The organism is Tenacibaculum sp. Bg11-29, from assembly GCF_002836595.1.
Classification (GTDB): Bacteria; Bacteroidota; Bacteroidia; order Flavobacteriales; family Flavobacteriaceae; genus Polaribacter.
Genome location: NZ_PJBB01000003.1, coordinates 2609935 through 2629912 on the forward strand (window position 1 = coordinate 2609935; position 19978 = coordinate 2629912).

16 protein-coding genes are annotated in these 19978 nt (G+C 29.4%); 7 read left to right on the forward strand and 9 right to left on the reverse strand.

What is annotated here, in order from left to right; translation table 11 throughout:
• Window positions 1-25: 25 nt before the first annotated feature.
• Window positions 26-571, reverse strand: coding sequence for an RNA polymerase sigma factor (locus tag CXF68_RS11845; RefSeq protein WP_101044943.1), 546 nt, complete (start codon window positions 569-571; stop codon window positions 26-28).
• Between the two features lie 61 nt (window positions 572-632).
• Window positions 633-2075, reverse strand: coding sequence for a nicotinate-nucleotide adenylyltransferase (locus tag CXF68_RS11850; RefSeq protein WP_101044945.1), 1443 nt, complete (start codon window positions 2073-2075; stop codon window positions 633-635).
• An 82-nt stretch (window positions 2076-2157) separates the two neighbouring features.
• On the opposite strand from CXF68_RS11850, the gene CXF68_RS11855 reads away from it, so the two are divergent.
• The 3 genes from CXF68_RS11855 to CXF68_RS11865 all read left to right on the forward strand — a co-directional run bounded on the left by CXF68_RS11855 (window position 2158) and on the right by CXF68_RS11865 (window position 4445).
• The gene (locus CXF68_RS11855; RefSeq protein ID WP_101044947.1) at window positions 2158-2934 is read left to right on the forward strand and encodes an MBL fold metallo-hydrolase; all 777 of its coding nucleotides are present in this window, start codon (window positions 2158-2160) and stop codon (window positions 2932-2934) included.
• 107 nt (window positions 2935-3041) lie between these two features.
• Complete coding sequence (gene yaaA, locus CXF68_RS11860; RefSeq protein WP_101044949.1) at window positions 3042-3800, forward strand: peroxide stress protein YaaA; 759 nt, start codon at window positions 3042-3044, stop codon at window positions 3798-3800.
• Window positions 3801-4445 (forward strand): vancomycin high temperature exclusion protein, encoded by a 645-nt coding sequence (locus CXF68_RS11865; RefSeq protein ID WP_101044951.1) that lies wholly within the window; start codon window positions 3801-3803, stop codon window positions 4443-4445.
• A gap of 1 nt (window position 4446) precedes the next feature.
• Here CXF68_RS11865 and CXF68_RS11870 read toward each other — a convergent pair whose 3' ends face one another.
• Both CXF68_RS11870 and CXF68_RS11875 read right to left on the reverse strand, forming a co-directional pair.
• Window positions 4447-5871 carry an L-serine ammonia-lyase gene (locus tag CXF68_RS11870; RefSeq protein ID WP_101044954.1) on the reverse strand — a complete coding sequence of 475 codons (1425 nt, stop codon included), beginning with the start codon at window positions 5869-5871 and terminating at the stop codon, window positions 4447-4449.
• An 88-nt stretch (window positions 5872-5959) separates the two neighbouring features.
• A complete protein-coding gene (locus tag CXF68_RS11875; RefSeq protein ID WP_101044956.1) occupies window positions 5960-6301 on the reverse strand; it encodes a DUF2853 family protein in 342 nt (113 codons plus the stop codon).
• A gap of 239 nt (window positions 6302-6540) precedes the next feature.
• Here CXF68_RS11875 and CXF68_RS11880 point away from each other — a divergent pair, with 239 nt between their 5' ends.
• A complete protein-coding gene (locus CXF68_RS11880; protein ID WP_232771648.1) occupies window positions 6541-7887 on the forward strand; it encodes a tetratricopeptide repeat protein in 1347 nt (448 codons plus the stop codon).
• A 20-nt stretch (window positions 7888-7907) separates the two neighbouring features.
• On the opposite strand, the gene CXF68_RS11885 is transcribed toward CXF68_RS11880, so the two are convergent.
• The 5 genes from CXF68_RS11885 to CXF68_RS11905 all read right to left on the reverse strand — a co-directional run bounded on the left by CXF68_RS11885 (window position 7908) and on the right by CXF68_RS11905 (window position 13023).
• On the reverse strand, window positions 7908-8720 hold the full coding sequence (locus CXF68_RS11885) for a hypothetical protein (RefSeq protein WP_232771649.1): 813 nt from the start codon (window positions 8718-8720) through the stop codon (window positions 7908-7910).
• A 26-nt stretch (window positions 8721-8746) separates the two neighbouring features.
• Window positions 8747-9385 (reverse strand): hypothetical protein, encoded by a 639-nt coding sequence (locus tag CXF68_RS11890; RefSeq protein ID WP_101044961.1) that lies wholly within the window; start codon window positions 9383-9385, stop codon window positions 8747-8749.
• A gap of 13 nt (window positions 9386-9398) precedes the next feature.
• A complete protein-coding gene (locus CXF68_RS11895) occupies window positions 9399-11129 on the reverse strand; it encodes a sodium:solute symporter family protein (protein WP_369800504.1) in 1731 nt (576 codons plus the stop codon).
• Window positions 11130-11240: 111 nt separating this feature from the next.
• Window positions 11241-11948 (reverse strand): LytTR family DNA-binding domain-containing protein, encoded by a 708-nt coding sequence (locus CXF68_RS11900; RefSeq protein ID WP_101044963.1) that lies wholly within the window; start codon window positions 11946-11948, stop codon window positions 11241-11243.
• A 10-nt stretch (window positions 11949-11958) separates the two neighbouring features.
• The gene (locus CXF68_RS11905) at window positions 11959-13023 is read right to left on the reverse strand and encodes a sensor histidine kinase (protein ID WP_101044965.1); all 1065 of its coding nucleotides are present in this window, start codon (window positions 13021-13023) and stop codon (window positions 11959-11961) included.
• A gap of 196 nt (window positions 13024-13219) precedes the next feature.
• Between CXF68_RS11905 and CXF68_RS11910 the strand changes: the two genes are divergently transcribed.
• The 3 genes from CXF68_RS11910 (at window position 13220) to nagB (ending at window position 19978) form a co-directional block, all read left to right on the forward strand.
• Entirely contained in the window at window positions 13220-16303 is a 3084-nt protein-coding gene (locus CXF68_RS11910; protein WP_101044967.1) for a SusC/RagA family TonB-linked outer membrane protein, read from the forward strand.
• 4 nt (window positions 16304-16307) lie between these two features.
• Window positions 16308-17900 (forward strand): RagB/SusD family nutrient uptake outer membrane protein, encoded by a 1593-nt coding sequence (locus CXF68_RS11915; protein WP_101044969.1) that lies wholly within the window; start codon window positions 16308-16310, stop codon window positions 17898-17900.
• 143 nt (window positions 17901-18043) lie between these two features.
• Window positions 18044-19978 (forward strand): glucosamine-6-phosphate deaminase, encoded by a 1935-nt coding sequence (gene nagB / locus CXF68_RS11920; protein WP_101044971.1) that lies wholly within the window; start codon window positions 18044-18046, stop codon window positions 19976-19978.

A 19978-nucleotide genomic window follows, 5' to 3' on the forward strand; every position in this document is an offset into this window, starting at 1 on the left:
TAAGACTTTAATTTTTTAAAAAGGTTTAATTGTAGTCTTTAATAAATTGTTCAATTTTTTTTACAGCAATATGGTAAGATGCTTTTAAAGCACCTATTGATGTTTCTAATATTTCAGATATTTGACTGTATTTCATTTCATCAAAATACTTCATATTAAAAACCAATCGTTGTTTTTGAGGTAAAATTGCAATAGCTTTTTGTAAGATGAGTTGAATTTCATCACCAGTAAACCAATGATCACTATCTAGTGTTGATATTAATTGTTGTTGATATTCTGTTATATCAACATTTCTTTCTTTTGCTCTTTTATTAATAAATGTTATAGCTTCATTAGTTGCAATTCGGTACATCCAAGAATAAAGCTTGCTGTTTTTTTTAAAATTCTCAATATTTTTAAAAATTTTAATAAAAGTGTTTTGTAAAACATCATCAGCATCATCATGAGAAACTACAATTTTTCGGATATGCCAATACAATCGTTCTTTATATAACGATAATAGTTGTTTAAAAGCTACTTCCTTTGTTTTTTTGTTTTGTAGCTGTGTTATAAGTGTAATTTCGTCGGTCAACTAAAATTGTTTAGCTGTTAGACTTTAAAGATACTAAAAGGTTTAAAACTAAACTTTATTTTTAAATTCGTTTTCTAGAGCAACCAAATAAACGTTTTTCTTTAATGGTTTCAGAAACACCTTCAGGCAGCATTGCTTCCCAACCTTCTTCGTTGTTTTTAATCATTTTCAATACTTTTCGAGAGAAAATATGTAAACTATCTTGGTCAAGATTTTTAATATCGATAAGTCTACCATTATTTTTAAAGAATTTATATAACTCTTTCATTCTAGGGTGTACCTTTAAATTTTTACTGGTAATAAATTCACCAGTTTCTTCATCTTTATAAGGGTACATGTATACTTTTAAATCTTTGTAAAAAAGTTTACCAAAAGCTTCTAAAATACCGCCACTTAAATCACGATAGTACTTTTCATCAAAAATTTGAATTAAGTTGTTAACTCCCATAGCGAGACCTAATCTTTCTTTAGTGAATTCACTAAAATAATCAACTAACCTAAAGTACTCTTGATAGTTTGTTATCATTACATTTTGTCCAAGAGCACAAAGTAGTTCAGCTCTATCTAAGAAATCACGTTCATTAATTTCTCCTTCGGCACGAAGGTTACTTAAGGTGATTTCAAAAATAACTTGTGTTTTTTCAGGATTAACTTTCTTTTCGGCTAAGAATAATTCTTTAGCCCTTTCGAACATATCCATATTTACTTTCGTAACAGGGCGATAACTTCCGCGTAATGCTAAAATATTCTTTTTATATAGTACTTGAGCAGGAAGTAAGTTGTTTCCGTCAGGGCCAAACATAACTGCATTTGTCATTCCGTTTTTAACTAATTGTAAACTCATTAAACGGTTATCAACATACATAAAACGAGGTCCAGAAAAATTAACCATATCTATTTCTAAACGATCACTATCAATATTATCGTAAAAAGATTTTAATAGTTCTTTTGGGTTATCATTTAAATAATATGCTCCGTAAACCAAGTTAACCCCTAAAATACCTAAAGTTTCTTGTTGTTGGCGTGCATCAGTCTCTTTAAAACGAAGATGTAAAATAATTTCATTATAATCTTCAAGCGGGTCTAGTTGAAAACGAATACCAATCCAACCATGTCCTTTAAATTTTTTTGTAAAGTTAATTGTAGCTACAGTATTAGCGTAACTAAAAAACAATTTATCAGGATGTTTTTGACGATCAAGACGATCTTCAATTAAATCCATTTCATGCTTAAGCATTTTTTTTAAACGATCTTCAGTAACATATCGATTATCATTTTCAATTCCATAAATGGCATCAGAAAAATCCTTATCATAAGCACTCATTGCTTTTGCAATAGTACCAGAAGCTCCTCCTGCTCTAAAAAAATTACGAACGGTTTCTTGCCCTGCACCAATCTCAGCAAATGTTCCATAAATGTGAGCATTTAAGTTGACCTTTAAAGCTTTACTGTTAGTTGTAGGTACGGTACTTATTTTCTGATCTCCTTTTAGCGTAATTGCCATTTTGTTGTTTTTTGTTACGATCAACAAATGTACTGAAAATACGAATTACCAGACAATTTTTGTTGTATTTTTGTATTAAAATATGAAAGAAAATAAAGAATTAAAAGTAACTTTTTTAGGAACAGGGACTTCCACTGGAGTTCCGATGCTTACTAGCAAGCACCCTGTAGCGTTATCTAAAGATTTTCGTGATAAAAGATTACGTTCTTCAATTGTTATTTCTTGGGACAATATTAATTATGTTATTGACTGCGGTCCTGATTTTCGCCAGCAAATGATGCGTGAAGAGGTAGCGTCTATAAACGGAATTTTATTTACGCATGAACATGCTGATCATATTGCAGGATTAGATGAAATTAGACCTTATTGTTTTCAAATGGGAGCTGTACCTATTTATGTAACTGAAAGGGTTTTTGGTGTTTTGAAAAGAAGATATGATTATATTTTTAAAACAGAAAATAGGTATCCTAGTGCACCACAGGTAGCAACCAATATAATCTCACATCATGAAATTTTCTATTTAGATGATGTGAAAATTACTCCAATTGAGGTAATGCATGGTCGATTACCTATATTAGGTTATCGTTTTAATGATATAGCATATATAACAGATATTAAAACAATATCTGAAGAAGAAAAAAATAAATTATCTAATTTAGATACATTAATAGTAACAGGGTTAAGGAAAGAACTTCATACAACACATTTTAATCTTGATGAAGCTTTGGCGTTTATTGCAGAAGTTAAACCTAAAAAGGCATATTTAACACATATAAGTGAATTATTAGGTTTACATAAAGAAGTTGAAAAAGAGTTGCCTGAAAATGTTTTTTTGGCCTTTGATGGCTTAAAAATTTAAGAAATAATAACAACATTACTATTATCTATAGCACTATTGATTGAAATTACTACGAATAATTTGAAGTTTTAAAATAGCTCCTTATTTTCACATTAAATATTAGTTAAATGAAAATTATTATATCTCCAGCAAAGTCATTGGATTTTGAAAGTAAAGCAATTACAAACTTATATACACAACCAAGGTTTTTAGAACAGTCAATAAAACTGAATAAAAAATTAAAAACTTTATCACGAAAGAAGCTAAGTGAATTAATGAAAATTTCTGATGATCTAGCCAGTTTAAATTATGAAAGAAATCAAAATTGGCAAACACCATTTGAATTAGATAATGCTAAACAAGCTATTTTCTCTTTTACAGGTGAGGTTTTTAGAGGTATTGATGTAAATACAATATCTGAAGGCAAGTTGCCTACTATGCAAGATAATTTACGAATTTTATCAGGATTATATGGTTTATTAAAGCCGTTAGATTTAATTCAACCGTATCGTTTAGAAATGGGAACGAAACTAAAAGTTGGTAGAACCGAAAATTTATATAAATTCTGGAGTAATGAATTGGCCGATTCTTTAAATGATGAATTAGAAAACGATGAATTGTTGGTTAATTTAGCAAGTTCAGAGTATTTTAAGGCATTGCCTAAGAAAGTGCTAAAAGTACCAATGATAACACCTGTTTTTAAGGATTTTAAAAACGGTGAGTATAAAACGATCATGACTTTTGCTAAAAAAGCACGTGGTTTAATGGTTCGTTATATTATTGAAAATGATATTAAAACAATAGAGGGGTTAAAAGGGTTTAATGTTAACGATTATCGTTTTTCTGAAGAAATGTCAACAGAAACAGAATTGTTTTTTACTAGGTAAATGAAAAACACTATTATTAAAATTATAAAAAGATTGTTTTTATTAGGACTGTTTTTATTAATTGTAATTTATGCTTGTAATTTTTTTGTTAAAAAACAGGCTAAAGATAAATTATATGCTAATGTAAATAATGTTTCTGTTAATAAGGTAGGACTTGTTTTAGGTACAGTAAAGTATTTAGCCAACGGACGTGTTAATTTGTATTACAAGTATAGGGTAGATGCAGCAGTATCTTTATATAAATCAAGTAAGATTTCTTTTATTATTGTAAGTGGTGATAATAGCTCTGAAAAATATGATGAACCAACTAGTTTTAAAAATGATTTGATAAAAGCTGGTATTCCTGCGAGTAGAATTTTCTTAGATTATGCAGGTTTTCGAACATTAGATTCTGTTGTAAGAGTAAAAGAGGTGTTTGGACAAACAGACATAACCATTATTTCTCAAAAATTTCATAATGAGAGAGCTATTTATTTAGCGAATCATTTTGGAATTAAAGCGATTGGTTTTAATGCTAAAGGTGTTTCTCGTAGATATGGGCTAAAAGTTCAATTAAGAGAATATTTAGCCCGAGTAAAAGTATTTGTAGATATCTTATTTAATGTTCAACCTAAATTTTTAGGAAAACAAATAGAGATAAAGTAATTTAACAAGCTGCTAAACCAACAGTAATAGCTAAACCACCTTCTGAGGTTTCTTTATAATTTTTGTGCATATCTTTTGCCGTTTCCCACATTGTGTCGATAACCTTATCTAAAGGGACCAAAGATTCTTTTGGGTTTGTTTCTAAAGCTAACTCAGCAGCATTAATGGCTTTAATTGCTCCCATTGCATTACGTTCAATACATGGTATTTGAACTAAACCTCCAATAGGGTCACAAGTTAAACCTAAGTGGTGTTCCATAGCTATTTCGGCAGCAACTAAACATTGGCCTGGACTTCCTCCTAAAAGTTCGGTAAGAGCAGCTGCAGCCATTGCAGATGAAACACCAATTTCTGCCTGACATCCACCCATTGCTGCAGATATTGTTGCATTCTTTTTAAAGATACTTCCAATTTCTCCTGCAACTAATAAGAATTTTTTAATATGTTCAAAATCAGCTTCATGATTTTCAATAACTAGGTAATACATTAATACAGCAGGAATTACTCCTGCACTTCCGTTTGTTGGTGCCGTAACAACTCTACCTAAAGAAGCATTTACTTCGTTTACAGATAAAGCTAAACAACTTACCCATTTTAATATTTCACGAAATTTTACTTCGGTACTTCTAATAGCTGTAATCCATTCTTGTTCATTAGAATAGTTAGCATCTTTAATTAGTTTTGTATGAGTACCATATGCTCTACGCTTTACATTTAATCCACCAGGTAAAATACCTCCTGTATGACAACCAATGTACATGCATTCTAGCATGGTGTCCCAAACACGTTTTAATTCAGAATCTATCTCGCTTGAAGATTTTAAAACTAGTTCATTTTGATAAACAATATCAGAAATATTTTTAAGTTCTTTTTCGCAATACGCTTCTAATTCCGTTGCTCTATTTATAGGGAAAGGAAAATTACTTTTATTTATTTGGGTACTAGAAGGTGTTTTTGTTTCTTCTTGTATAACAAAACCACCACCAATAGAATAATAAGTTTGAGAAGAAACTTCTTTTCCTTTAGAAAAACCTTTAAAAGTTAATCCGTTAGAATGAAAAGGTAAGAAATTTTTATTAAAAACAATATTTTCAATTGAGAAAATAATTGGCTTTTCAGCATTAAAATTTAAGGTAGTTGTTTCTTTTATTTTATTGATAATTGTATCAATATCATTTACAGGAATGTATTCAGGATCGGTACCGCTTAAACCCAGTAAAACTGCTAAATCGGTAGCATGACCTTTTCCTGTTAAGGATAAAGAACCATATAAATCTATTTTAATACCATCAATAGTATTAAAAAGAGCTGTTTCTTTTAAGCTTTCAATCCATTGTTGGGCAGCTCTCCAGGGACCTAATGTGTGTGAGCTAGAGGGGCCAACGCCAATTTTTAACATATCAAAAACACTAATGAATTGCGACATATATATAGTTTGTTTGTGGGGGCTAAAATAAAAAAAGTCCTGTATTAAAATCAATACAGAACTTTTTTTTTATATAAAATTAAGAATTCTACATTCCGTAGACAGCTTCTTTATCAAATTTCTTAGCTAACATGTAATAAACTACAGCACGGTATTTACTTCTTTCAGATCTTCCTATTTTTTCCATTACTTCGTCAATAGCTTTATCTAACTCAGGGCTATCAGCTAAACCTAACTTTTTTATTAAGAAGTTTTTCTTAACAGTCTCTAATTCTTTAGGATCACTACCTGATACTGTTTCAGCATCTTTTTTGTATATAGAAGGTCCTAAACCTTTAGTAACAGCTTTTAGTAAATCAAGGTTAGCAGGAAGGTTTCTATCGTCCATAAACTTTTTATATAACTCTACTTTTTCGTCAAATTTACTCATAATTTTTTATTTATAATTAGCTATTAATATTGTGTTAAAACTTTAATCATTCCAAATATAGAAAAATAATCTGTTCTTTCATATAAGAGAAAGCAGTTAATTTTATTAAATATCGATGGTATATATTGTTAATTAAATTGTTGAAAACAAAAAGAATTACAAGTAAATAAGCGTTATTTTTATATTAAATTTATATATATTCAAGTATATAGCTTATGTCGATATTGAAATTTGAATCTATGTTGAAAACCAACGATGTATATTTTTTTGATGCTGTTGAGTTTGAAACTATTATTGAACATTATTTAAATATAGCTAAACATGCCTTAGCTAAAAAAGCGATGGAGTTAGGTTTAGAACAACATCCATCTTCAATTCAGTTAAAATTGATGAAGGTTGAAATCTTGGTTTTTGAAGATGAATTACAAGAGGCAACTAAAATGCTTAAAAATATTGAAGCTGTAGAGCCTCACAATGATGAAGTATTTATTCAAAAAGCATTAATTTTATCTAAAAAGAAACAACATGTAGAAGCTATCTTAATTTTAAAAGATTCGTTAGAATATATTGAAGATCCATCTGATATTTGGTCAATGATGGGAATGGAATATTTGTATTTAGATGATTTTGAAAACGCACGTTTAAATTTTGAAAAATGTGTAGCAGAAGAACTTGAAGACTATTCATCTTTATACAATATTGTATATTGTTTTGATATGGAAGAGAAGCATGAAGAGGCAATAGTTTATTTAAATTCGTATGTAGATAAGAATCCGTATTGTGAAATAGCATGGCATCAATTAGGTAAGCAATATTCAGAATTAGGTAGGCATAAAGAAGCGCTTACTTCGTTTGATTATTCAGTATTAATTGATGAAAGTTTTATTGGGGGCTATTTAGAAAAAGCGAAAGCTTTAGAAGAATTAGGTAGCTATGAAGAAGCTATTAAAAACTATTTAATAACTTTAGAGTTAGATGACCCTACTGCTTTTGCATACAAAAGAATAGGAGAATGTTATGAGAAGTTAGAAAACATTCATACAGCTATACATTTTTATAAAAAAGCAGTTCATGAAGACCCTTTGTTGGATAAAGTTTGGATACTGTTAACAAATGCTTGTTATAAAGATAATGATTTTCAAAAAGCATTATATTATGTAAAAGAAGCAATACAAATTGATGAAGGAAATGCTTTTTATTGGAGAATTTATGGTGATATTAATCTGAAGCTAAATTTTTATGAAGAAGCAGTAAAGGCGTTTTATACATGTATTGAACTAGGGGATGAAGAGATAGAAATTTATATAGCACTAGCTGATATTTTGTTTTTTTTAGGCGAATTCAATGATGCTTTAAAAATAGTCATAAAAGCAAAAAAAAACTACAGAGAATTTGCTGAAATAGAATTTCGTTTATGTGGTTTGTTTATTATTTTAGATAAAGAAGAGTATGGATTAACACATTTAAAAAATGCTTTAGCAATAAATTACGAATATCATTTAACTGCAAAAGAGTTATACCCTACAGTTTTTGAAAATAAAAGAGTTCAGGAGATATTATCAAGTTATAAAAAAGCCTTAAATTAAAGCCTTTTTTATAAACTATATTATTTCAACTGAAAATGTATATGATCGTCATGTCTAACAGCATTACAACCTTGAAATCGTATTTTGTTATTTGTTAAATTCATTCTTTTTTTTAAGTGAGGTTCAATAAATAATTTACCAATACTTTTTTCTTTTAAAATAAGTTTGATTAGATCTCGTGTTCCTTTTTTAGAAAACTTAATACCTTTATTAATTTTACCCAATGTTAAGTACTTAGGAAAATCGTATTGCCAATTCCCTCGCTTTTTACAAATTTTATTTTGGTTGTATTCTTTATGAGTAGGTTCCTCATAAGCACCATAACCACTTATAGAAGGTTTTTTATTGGTTAGTTTTTTATTTTTATTTATATAAATAAGTGATATGTCAATTTTATTTCCGTCGTTATGGCTTAGATGGGGTAGCAGGGGAAATTTATCTATAAAAGGGAAATTAGCATCTAAATATACCATTCTAATACCATTATTCTTATTTTCAAAATCAGCAGCTATTTTACTTATTACTTTGTTTAATTTTGGTTTAACATAGTTTCTATTAGCTAGTTTATAAAAAAATGAATGTGCTTTTAAAAAATTAGTTTCTTTAATTTTTTCTCTACCAAAAAAAGGAGCTAAATAAGGAATAATTAAAAAGGTTGTAAAAAGATATAATACTGTGAAAATAATAATTCGTTTTACTCTATTTTTAGTAGATAAAACAGTAATTAAATATATAATACCACCAGTTTGAGTAACTATAGTTAGAAAACTAAAAATTAAAACATGCAAAAGTATTTTTAGTACTAGAATATGCACAGATTTTTTATTTTTCATTGCTATTTGTACGTTACTGAAAGTGTTTATTTTTTGTTTATAAAAAGCTCATACTCATTACCAGTCATTATTGATGATTGGTAAAGCGTTACTCCATTAGTATTCTCCTCATTATATTCGTTAAGTATTTTAGTTATAGTATTACCTCTTATTGTCTTTAACTCTATACTAGTGAAGTAATAAAGTTTCCTTTTTTTCCTAGAATAGTAATTTACAAAATTAGGAGATCTTTCTAGAAGTTCAAATATACCACTTTCTAATATTTCAGGTTCAATATCGCATCCGTGTTCTCGTAATTTAAAATTAATGTTTTTGGGAAATTCAATGGGTTCTTTTGCTATAAATTCAAAAGTTATATCAGTTGAATAACAATCAGGTGTTCCACAATCAAACCCGTGAAGATTAAAAGGTAACTTAAATTTAATTTTATTATTTACTTTGTTTACAAGTCCTCTAATATATAACTCTTGTAAAATACTCGATTTTATATTTTTATTAGGTTTAGTATTTAAAAGCACTTTTCGCAAAGAATCTTGCGTTTCTTCAAAAGTGCTTTTTGGATTAACTATGGTCTTTTTTTCTTTATAAGAACAAGATATAGTTATTAATGAGCTAAAAACGATTAGGCTAAGTTTAATACTTCTTACACTGATTGTTTTTATCATAAGGTTTTAGATCTTAAGAAATGCGTTTCCAAATTTTAGTTAAAATGTAAATACAAACTAATGTTAAAACACTAAGTATTATAGCTAAAGTAGTTTTACCATAAATCCAATTACCAGTTGCAAATAAGAAACTATAAACACCAATAGTACCAGTAATAAAACCTACTATTTTAACACCTATGTTTTTAAATTTATCTTCCCCCTCGAAAATTAAAAGTTCAAATTTATTAATAGTATCTGTGTCTGTAGGTTGCGTTAAAAGTGTAACTAAGACCCATCCAATAGTTGTTATAACAACTCCTATAATTAATTGCCAGTAACCTGCAATTTCTATAAAAGGATTTTCCATTTTTCCATTTATAAAAAAGAAAAAAGCAATAATAAACGAAATACCCATTGCAGCAATTTCACTATACGGGTTTATTCTACTCCAAAACCAACGTAAAATAAACAGCAATCCTGTTCCAGCACCTATTTGTAATAATAAATCAAATACATCTTTTGCAGATTGTAAGTAGAAAGAAAATAACGCAGCAAATAACATTAGCAAAACAGTTGATACTCTACCTACAACAACTTTTTGCTTTTCTGAAGCATCTTTATTTATAAATCGGCTATAAAAATCATTTACTAAATATGAGCTTCCCCAGTTTAATTGGGTAGAGATCGTACTCATAAAAGCAGCAATTAAAGAAGTTAATACAATACCTAGTAATCCAGCAGGCAAGTAAGTCATCATTGCTGCATATCCAACATCATGTCCTTGCATATCTGGAGACAAACTAGGAAATGCTTGATTCATACTTTCTAAACTAGGAAAAATTACTAAAGAAGCCAAACCAACAATAATCCATGGCCAAGGGCGTAAAGCATAATGCGCAAAATTAAAAAACAAAGTAGCCCATGTTGCATTTTTTTCATCTTTAGCAGCTAACATACGTTGTGCTATATAACCACCACCACCAGGTTCTGCTCCAGGATACCAAGTACTCCACCATTGTACAGCAAACGGAATTATAAATAATGTAATTAACGACTCTGTATTAGAAAAATCTGGAAGCATTGCTAATTTACCACTTACATTAGGGTGACTCAATAAATTAGATAAACCATTTATTTCTGGTAGGTTTACAATGTAAATAGTAGCCCATACTGAACCAATCATTGCAATTATAAATTGAACAAAATCAGTAAGTAAAACGCCTTTTAAACCTCCTAAAGAAGAATAAATAACAACAATAATAGATGAGTATAGTAGCATTTCACCTTGAGAGATACCTAATAAAATATTTGCAATTTTTGCGCCAGCTAAACAAACACCAGCCATTGTAATTATATTAAATATAACACCTAAGTAAATTGCTCTAAAACCTCTTAAAAAACTTGCCATTTTACCAGAATAACGTAATTCGTAAAATTCTAAATCGGTTGTAATTCCTGATTTTCTCCATAATTTTGCATAAAAGAAAACAGTCAACATACCTGTAAGTAGCATCGCCCACCAAACCCAATTACCTGAAACCCCTTTTTTACGTACCAATTCTGTTACTAATCCAGGCGTATCGGCAGCAAAAGTAGTTGCAACCATAGAAACACCTAATAACCACCAAGGCATGTTTCTACCAGATAAAAAGAATTCAGAACTGCTTTTTCCTGCAGATTTTGATGCCCATATACCTATTAATAAAGAAAGAATAAAAAAACCGATAATAATTGAAGTATCGAGTAAGCTTAAGTTAATCATTATTTTTATTTTAGAATTGAAATTTAGTTAAGTTGAGCATGTATAGGTGAATAAATTCTACTAACAACATTGTTTTTTTGATAAACAACATTAAACATTATAATAGTTGTTTTACTCATTGTTATTTTTTAAAATAATTTGCTTAGTATTATTTAAGTATTTTCTTCCAATAGGTATTCTTTTGTTATTTATATTTAGTGAATTTCCTTCAACATAATTTACTTTATCAAAGGCAATTGTATAAGACCTATGTATCCTTAAGAAGCTTTTACTTGGTAGTTCTTCTGTCATACTAGTTAAAGATTTATGAACAATATAGTTATTAACGGTTGTAGAAACTCTTATATAATCTTTTAAACTTTCGATGTATAAAATATCATCATGTTTTACTTTTACTAGTTTTTTATCAACTTTTAAAAATACATGAGAATTTTTTGTTATTTCTGAGTCAGTATTGTTATTGTGTATGCGTTGTGTTAATTTGTTAATAGTCTTTAAAAATCTAGGGAAAGGAATCGGTTTAACTAAATAGTCTAACACATCTAAATCATAGCCTTCAATGGCAAACTCTCTATAGGCTGTTGTAATTATAACATAAGGTTTTATTTTTGTATTTCTTAAAAAATCTAGCCCATTCATTTTAGGCATATTAATATCTAAAAAAAGGACGTCTATTTTTTCACTTTCAATTGTGCTAATTGCTTCTATAGGATTATTGAAAGTATCAACAATTACAATGTTTTTAAATTCTTGTAAATGATTTTTGATAACATTTATGGCTAATGGTTCGTCGTCTATAATGACACAGTTTATTTTCACTTGTTTGTTTTTAAGTTAAAGGGATTTGAAGGTTTACTGTAAATACTTTTTTTGTTTCCATAATTTTTAAACTGTACTGATCTTTATAAATTAAATCTAACCTTCTTTTTGTATTAGAATTACCAATACCACTTTTCAATCTTTTTTTAGCAAGAGGGTTAGTTGGCTCAAAAGAGTTTTTAATGTTTAAAATAAGAGAATTGTTTTCCTTTTTTTCTATATCAATACAAATATAAAAATCGCTATTGTTTTTATTACCATGTTTAAAGCAATTTTCAATAAAAGAAAGAAAAACTAAAGGTGGTATTTTTGCATTACTAATATTCCCTTTTAAGTTAATGTTTATTTTAGCGTTTTCATGACAGCGTAAAAGTTCTAAATCAGCATAATTTTGAATATACTTAATTTCATTTAAAAGATTTACTTTGCTTTTTTTTACATCATAAATAACATATTGCATTATATCTGATAGTTTTAAAACAACATCTGGAGCCATATCAGACTTTTCTAAGGTTAAAGCATATAAGTTATTTAAAGTATTAAAGAAAAAGTGAGGTTGAATTTGAGATTTTAAAAAATTTAATTCACTTTTTAAATGTTCTTCTCTTAAAGTTTTTATTCTGTTTTTTTGATTAACCCAATCTATTGTAAGTTTTATGGCAGTAGCTAGAGCTAGTACATATAGTTCTCCAATAGTAACAGCAACAACATGATTAAATGTAAAAGCTTGTTGGTAAGCATCTGTTTCTGGCCATATGTTTTTTGTAACTAAAATATAATTTAAGCCAGTACGAATAGTATAAAGTAATCCTAAGGCTAAAAATAATAGTGTAACATAAGTTTTGTATTTTTTAGTTATTAAAAATTTAGGAATAAAATAATACACATTTGTGTAAACTAATACTATATGTAAAGGAAATTCTACTAAATTAGATTTTATAGAGTACCAATAGTCGTCAAAATAACTACCCCATCGTATTACATTAAAGATAAAATAAACTAGCCAAAAGATAATATGGTACTTTCGTGAAATAGTCCTATTATTTTTTTTGATAGAAAATAAGTTATTGATCATTTGTTTTTAATATGTTAAAAAAGTAGGAATTTAATTTTTTTTTAGCAAAAAACACTGTTAATTTTCATTGAATTATGATTTTTTTTTAAAAGATGTTGTTTGTTGCCATTTTTGAGTCGTTCGTATATTTTTTTTAATTTAACAATTGGTTTATACATATTTTTATCTCAAAACTATTTCTAAATTTTTACTTAATATGAAAAAAAATAAAATCTTATTGTGTTTTTGTTTTTTCTTGTTAATGATCCAAGTATCAGTAGCTCAAGAAAAAACTATAACGGGGGTAATCTCATCTAAAGCTGATGGACTACCATTGCCTGGTGTTAACATAATAGTAAAAGGTACAGTTAAGGGGGTTGAAACCGATTTTGACGGTAAGTACAAAATTAATGCTTCATCGAAAGATGTTTTGATGTTCTCTTTTGTTGGAATGGAGAATTCTTCAGTTCTTGTAGGTAATAAATCAATAATAAATGTTCAGTTAAGTGAAGGAACTTTATTGAAAGAGGTTGTAGTAACAGCTTTAGGGATTAAAAAAGAACGAAAAAGTTTAACGTATTCTGCCCAAGAAGTTAGTGGAGATGAGTTAACAAAAGTAAAACAGACAAACCCTATTAATAGTTTGTCTGGAAAATCAGCAGGAATAACTATATCAAGAAGTTCTTCTGGTTTAGGAGGTACAGCAAAGGTTGTATTAAGAGGTAACTCTTCAACAACTAATAATGACCCTTTATATGTAATTGACGGGATACCAATGTTAAACAGTGGAAACGGGTCTAATGGTTCAGAGCCAGGTACAGATATTTTTGGAAGTCAAACAGGAAACAGAGACGGAGGAGATGCAATGTCTTTAATTAACCCTGATGATATAGCTTCAATTACAATTTTAAAAGGAGCATCGGCATCTGCTTTATATGGAAGTCAAGGAGCTAATGGTGTAATTTTGGTTACCACAAAAAAAGGTAAGGAAGGTAGATTATCAGTAAATGTATCCTCTAGTTTTACTGTAGATAATGTAATGTCATTACCAAAGTTGCAATCAGAATATCAATCAGCTTCAGTTGGAGGGGCGATTGCTGAAAACGGTAATGTTATTGATGCAAAATCTTGGGGGGCAAAAAAATCTGGTTTATCTAATGATGCAAAAAGTTTTTTTAATACAGGATATACATCAATAAACTCAATAGCTTTAACATCAGGTAGTGCTAAGATGCAAACATATTTTTCATATGCTAATACATTAGCAGAAGGAGTTGTTCCGCAAAATAAATTAATTAAAAATAATGTAACATTAAGAGAAACGGCTAAGTTTTTAAACGATAAGATAGATATCTCTGCTAGTATTAATTTATCAGATCAAAGAATTAATAATAGACCTACAAATGGATTATACTCAAATGCTTTAACAGGAGTTTATTTACATCCAGTAGGTATCGATAGAGATACCTATAAAAATAAGTTTGAATATTTTAATCAAGTAACGAATATGATGGATCAATATACTACATCATTTGATGGAAATATTCAGCAAAATCCATATTGGTTAATTAATAGAAGTCCTAGTAAAGATGTTGTACAGAGAGTTTTAGCAAATGTGTCTGCTAAATATCAAATAACTGAAAACTTCTCATTACAATCAAGAGTAAGTTATGATAAGTCATTTTTTAAATTTGATAAAAGACAGTATGCAGGTACAGATCCTGTAAACTCTGGAGACAACGGAAGGTATATTTTAGAAAAAACAGAAAATACACAGCAGTATATTGATTTAATAGCTAATTATTCTAAAGCTTTTTCAGAAGATTTAACTTTTACAGGGTTACTAGGTACTAGTTTAACAAAATACGCTATTGGTGATCAAATTTTATTAGATTCAGGTAGGGACGGAATGGGATTAAACTTTCCAAATGAATTTACGATAGCTAATTTTACAACAACTAACAATATTAGGCAGTCGGTAGGAAATAGAGAAGTTCAGTCTGTGTTCGGATCAGTTAACTTGGGGTATAAAGAAATGATATATTTAGATGTAACCGGTAGAGCTGATTGGTCATCTACGTTAGTAAATACAAACTCAACCTCATTCTTCTACCCATCTGTAGGTTTAACAGGGGTTTTTTCTGAAATGTTTAATATGCCAGAAGCAATTAATTTTGCAAAACTTAGAGTTTCTTATGCTGAGGTAGGTAAAGATATTCCTGTATATGCTACGATACCTTTAAATTCAATAAACTTAACAAATACATCTGTAAGTTCAGCATCTTTTGCACCTATTGAAGGTGAAACATTAAAACCAGAAAGACAAAAATCATTTGAAATAGGTACAGAATGGAGGTTTTTAAATAATCGTTTAGGTTTTGAATTAACGTATTATAATACAAAAACAGAAAACCAAATATTCTTTATTCAAGCAGCACCTAATCCAAATGGATATTCACAAAATATTGTGAATGCAGGAGAAATATCAAATAAAGGTATTGAATTAGTTTTAAATGGTAAACCAGTAAGAAATGAAAATTTTACATGGAATACAGCCATAAATTTTGCGCAAAATAAAAATGAAGTAGTGTCTGTACATCCATCATTACAGGATGGTGAGGCTATCATAACAGCAAGAGGTGTTAATGGATACGAGTTTTCGTTAATAGAAGGGGAAGATTTTGGAAGTATTAAAGCAAGATCTTTAGAGAGAAATGAAAATGGAGTGCCAGTAATTAATGACTCAGGAACTTTAAAAGATTTAGGTTTTAAAACTGTGGCACATGCACAGCCTGATTTTGCTTTAGGTTGGAATAATACTTTTGATTACAAGAATTTCTCTTTTGGTTTTTTAATAGATGGGAAATTTGGAGGAGATGTAGTGAGTGTTACAGAGGCTGTTAACGATAAATATGGTGTTTCTCAAGCAACAGCTGATGCAAGAAATACAAATGGAGGAATGATAAATGTGGTAAATGAAGCAGGTGTTGGGTCTCAAATTACTGCACAAGAGTATTATAATGCAATTGGAGGTAGAGATGGTATGTTAGGAGAATACGTATACAATGCAACTAATGTAAGTTTAAGAGAGTTATCTATTGGGTATAAATTACCAATAAAAGATGATTTCTTTAAAAGTGTAAGATTATCTTTAATAGGAAATAATTTATTCTTTTTCTATAAAGAAGCTCCATTTGATCCAAACATAGCTGCCAGTACAGGTATCGGTTTACAAGGGGTTGATATTTATAGCCAGCCATCAACAAGAAGCGTAGGGGTTAATGTTAATATAAACTTTTAAAGAAATGAAACGAACGATAAAATATATACAGTTATTAATAATTTTAATAATTATTAATGCATGTACCAATGATTTCGCAGGAATTAACACCGATCCAAATAAAATTTCTAACGAAAGTTTAACACAACGAAATAATCATATAGGTTCTAGGTTTTCACCAATGTTTTCGAATGTAATTCGTGTTGAACCAGCTTGGAATTATCAATTACAACAAAATTTAAATGCAGATGTTTTTTCTGGTTATATGACTTCACCTACACCTTTTGCAGGAAATATAAACAATCAAACTTATGCTTTAGTTAATGGTTGGAATGGTTTTATATGGAGTGATGCTTACGATGCAAACAATGGTAATGGAGTAATGCCATATGCTAGAGGTATTAAAGAGCAAGTTGAATTGACAAATTCAGAAGGAGGAGAAAAATTTGTGTTTTTAGCAAACATTATTAAGGTAATGGGAATGCATAGAGTTTCTGATGTTTTTGGTCCGATACGATATTCAAAATACGATGATTATAATACTACAGGAGAATATGATTCTCAAGAGAATGCTTATAAGGCTTTCTTTAAAGAGTTAGACGAAGCTATCGTAGGGTTAAAGCAATATGAAGGTAATGTTCAATTTGTTCCTTTTGATGAATCTAACTTAAACGGAATTATCTCTTCTTGGAGAACTTTTGCAAATTCATTAAGATTAAGATTAGCAATTAGAGTATCTAAAGTAGATCAAGCATTAGCAAAAATTGAAGGAGAAAAAGCATTAGCGAGTGATGCTGGTTTTATTACAGAAGCAATGACAGTTGATATGGGAGGTTTTTCACATCCATTGGCAACTATTAGTGGAACATGGGGAGATATATGCATGAGTGCAGAGATGGAAGCTATTTTAAAAGGTTTTAACGATGGAAGAATCTCTGAATATTTTAATGCACCTGCTGATGTAGCTTTAGGAACTCATAAAGGTGTTCGTCAAGGAATTGAAATTAATGCAAAATCTCAATATGGTAGTCATTCTTTATTAGGAAATGTAGTTGAAAGTGCTACGCATAAAGTATGGATGACAAATGCAGAAGTACACTTTTTAAAAGCAGAAGCTGCATTAAGAGGTTGGTCAGGAGCAGGAAATGCTAAGATGAATTATGAAGAAGGAGTGAGAGTATCTTTTTCTCAACATGGAGCTTCAGGGGTAGATGCTTATTTAGTAGATAATACAAGTACACCTGCAAATTTTGTAGATGCATTAAATACAGCAAATGATATAGCTTATGCTAGCGATGTTAAAATAGCATATGATAATGCAGCAACACAAGAAGAGCAATTAGAACAAATAATTACTCAAAAATGGATTGCAATGTTTCCTGACGGTCAAGAAGCTTGGTCAGAGTTTAGAAGAACAGGATACCCTAGAGTATTTCCAGTTGTTGTAAATAATAGTGGAGGAGATATTGATACAAATACGCAAGTACGAAGAATTAATTTTGTAGATAGTGAGAAGAATACGAATACAGCAAATGTAACAACTGCAGTAGGATATCTAAATGGACCAGATACTGGAGGAACAAGACTTTGGTGGGACACAGGGATGTCAAACTTTTAATGAATACATTAATTTTTATTTGAATGAAACAACCAGGAGTATGTAATGTATTTCTGGTTGTTTTTTATGTCTTTTTTTTAGCGTTTAGTCGAAAAAATTAGCAAAAAAAAGAGATAGCTATTAAATTTACTAAAAACAAAAAGATGGTTGGATACTTACAAATAGACACCCCTAAAAATATAGCATATAAACCTGCTGGACAATTTGAAGAAACACGTTATGAAAAGAATCATAACATAATTTTTAATAACTCTCTTGAAGCTTCAAAGATTGTAGCAAATGAAATAGCTGATCTGATTAAGCAAAAGCAAAGAGAAAATAAAAAATGTATTTTAGGTTTAGCTACAGGGTCATCACCAATAAAAGTATACGAAGAGTTGGTTCGTTTACATAATGAAGAAGGCTTAAGTTTTACGAATGTAATTACATTTAATTTAGATGAATATTGGGCAATGCAACCAGATGATGTTCAGAGTTATCATTATTTTATGCATGAGCATTTATTTAATTATATAGATATATTACCAGAAAATATAAATGTTCCAGATGGTACTATTAATGCAAATGAAATTCATCAATATTGTATTGACTATGAATTAAAAATAAAGGAAGCAGGAGGTTTAGATTTTCAGCTTTTAGGTATTGGTAGAACAGGTCATGTTGGTTTTAATGAACCAGGATCTCATTATAATTCAGGAACAAGAAGTATAACATTAGATCATATAACAAGACAAGATGCTGCCTCAAGTTTTTTAGGAATAGATAATGTTCCTCGAAAAGCAATAACAATGGGAATTAATACTATAAGAAACGCAAAACGAATTGTATTGCTAGCTTGGGGTATTAATAAAGCTAAAGTTATTAAAGAAACAATAGAAGGAGAAATAACATCACAAATACCAGCAAGTTATTTACAAGATCATAAGAATACTACTTTTATTATAGATGTAGAGGCTTCTACAGAATTAACGAGAATTAAAACACCTTGGTTAGTTGCGTCATGTGTGTGGACAGGTGAACTAAAAAAGAAAGCTGTTTTTTGGTTAAGTCAAGAGGTTAAAAAGCCAATTTTAAAACTTACCGATAAAGATTATAACCAACACGGAATGTCTGGGTTATTATCAGAAGAAGGAAGTGCTTATGATTTAAATATAAAAATTTTTAATAAGTTACAGCATACAATTACTGGTTGGCCAGGAGGAAAGCCTAATGCAGAAGGGAGTAATAGACCAGAGAGAGCTCAACCATCAAAAAAGCGTGTACTTATTTTTAGCCCGCACCCAGATGATGATGTAATTTCGATGGGAGGTACTTTTGATAGATTGGTAGAACAAGGACATGAGGTTCATATTGCTTATCAAACATCAGGAAACATTGCTGTAGCTGATAGCGATGCTTTAAAATTTGTTGAAGTTGCTAAAACTTTATCTCTTAATCAAGACAGGTTAGATGAAATTGTAAAAAGTATAAAATCTAAAACGTTGAATAATATAGATTCTCTTGAAGTTAGACAATTAAAAGGAAGTATTAGAAGGGCAGAATCACTAGCAGCAACAAGATATTTAAGTCTTAAAGATAGTAATGTTCATTTTTTAAATCTTCCTTTTTATGAAACGGGGAGAATTAAAAAAAATAGTTTATCTAAATACGATTTAGATATAATGTGTGAATTAATAGAAGATATTAAACCACATCAAATATATGCAGCAGGAGATTTAGCAGATCCTCATGGAACTCATAAAGTATGTTTAGATGCTTTATTTGAATCATTAGAAATTCTTAAAACTAAAGCATATATGAATGATTGTTGGGTTTGGTTATATAGAGGAGCTTGGTTTGAATGGGAATCATATGAAATTGAAATGGCAGTACCTATGAGTCCTGACCAAGTAATAAAAAAACGTCATGCCATTTTTTATCATCAATCTCAAAAAGATGGGGTTATGTTTCAAGGAGGTGATGCTAGAGAGTTTTGGGTAAGAGCAGAAGATCGAAATAGATTAACTGCAGAAAAGTATCATGATTTAGGTATGGCAAATTATGCAGCAATAGAGGCGTTTAAACGATATCATTTTTAA

Coding starts and splice junctions, on each gene's coding strand:
- CXF68_RS11850 (WP_101044945.1), bottom strand. CDS start 2,075: ATGGCAATTACGCTAAAAGGAGATCAGAAAATAAGTACCGTACCTACA.
- yaaA (WP_101044949.1), top strand. CDS start 3,042: ATGAAAATTATTATATCTCCAGCAAAGTCATTGGATTTTGAAAGTAAA.
- CXF68_RS11910 (WP_101044967.1), top strand. CDS start 13,220: ATGAAAAAAAATAAAATCTTATTGTGTTTTTGTTTTTTCTTGTTAATG.
- CXF68_RS11905 (WP_101044965.1), bottom strand. CDS start 13,023: ATGATCAATAACTTATTTTCTATCAAAAAAAATAATAGGACTATTTCA.
- CXF68_RS11870 (WP_101044954.1), bottom strand. CDS start 5,871: ATGTCGCAATTCATTAGTGTTTTTGATATGTTAAAAATTGGCGTTGGC.
- CXF68_RS11895 (WP_369800504.1), bottom strand. CDS start 11,129: ATGATTAACTTAAGCTTACTCGATACTTCAATTATTATCGGTTTTTTT.
- CXF68_RS11915 (WP_101044969.1), top strand. CDS start 16,308: ATGAAACGAACGATAAAATATATACAGTTATTAATAATTTTAATAATT.
- CXF68_RS11855 (WP_101044947.1), top strand. CDS start 2,158: ATGAAAGAAAATAAAGAATTAAAAGTAACTTTTTTAGGAACAGGGACT.
- CXF68_RS11885 (WP_232771649.1), bottom strand. CDS start 8,720: ATGAAAAATAAAAAATCTGTGCATATTCTAGTACTAAAAATACTTTTG.
- CXF68_RS11890 (WP_101044961.1), bottom strand. CDS start 9,385: ATGATAAAAACAATCAGTGTAAGAAGTATTAAACTTAGCCTAATCGTT.
- CXF68_RS11880 (WP_232771648.1), top strand. CDS start 6,541: ATGTTGAAAACCAACGATGTATATTTTTTTGATGCTGTTGAGTTTGAA.
- CXF68_RS11875 (WP_101044956.1), bottom strand. CDS start 6,301: ATGAGTAAATTTGACGAAAAAGTAGAGTTATATAAAAAGTTTATGGAC.
- nagB (WP_101044971.1), top strand. CDS start 18,044: ATGGTTGGATACTTACAAATAGACACCCCTAAAAATATAGCATATAAA.
- CXF68_RS11865 (WP_101044951.1), top strand. CDS start 3,801: ATGAAAAACACTATTATTAAAATTATAAAAAGATTGTTTTTATTAGGA.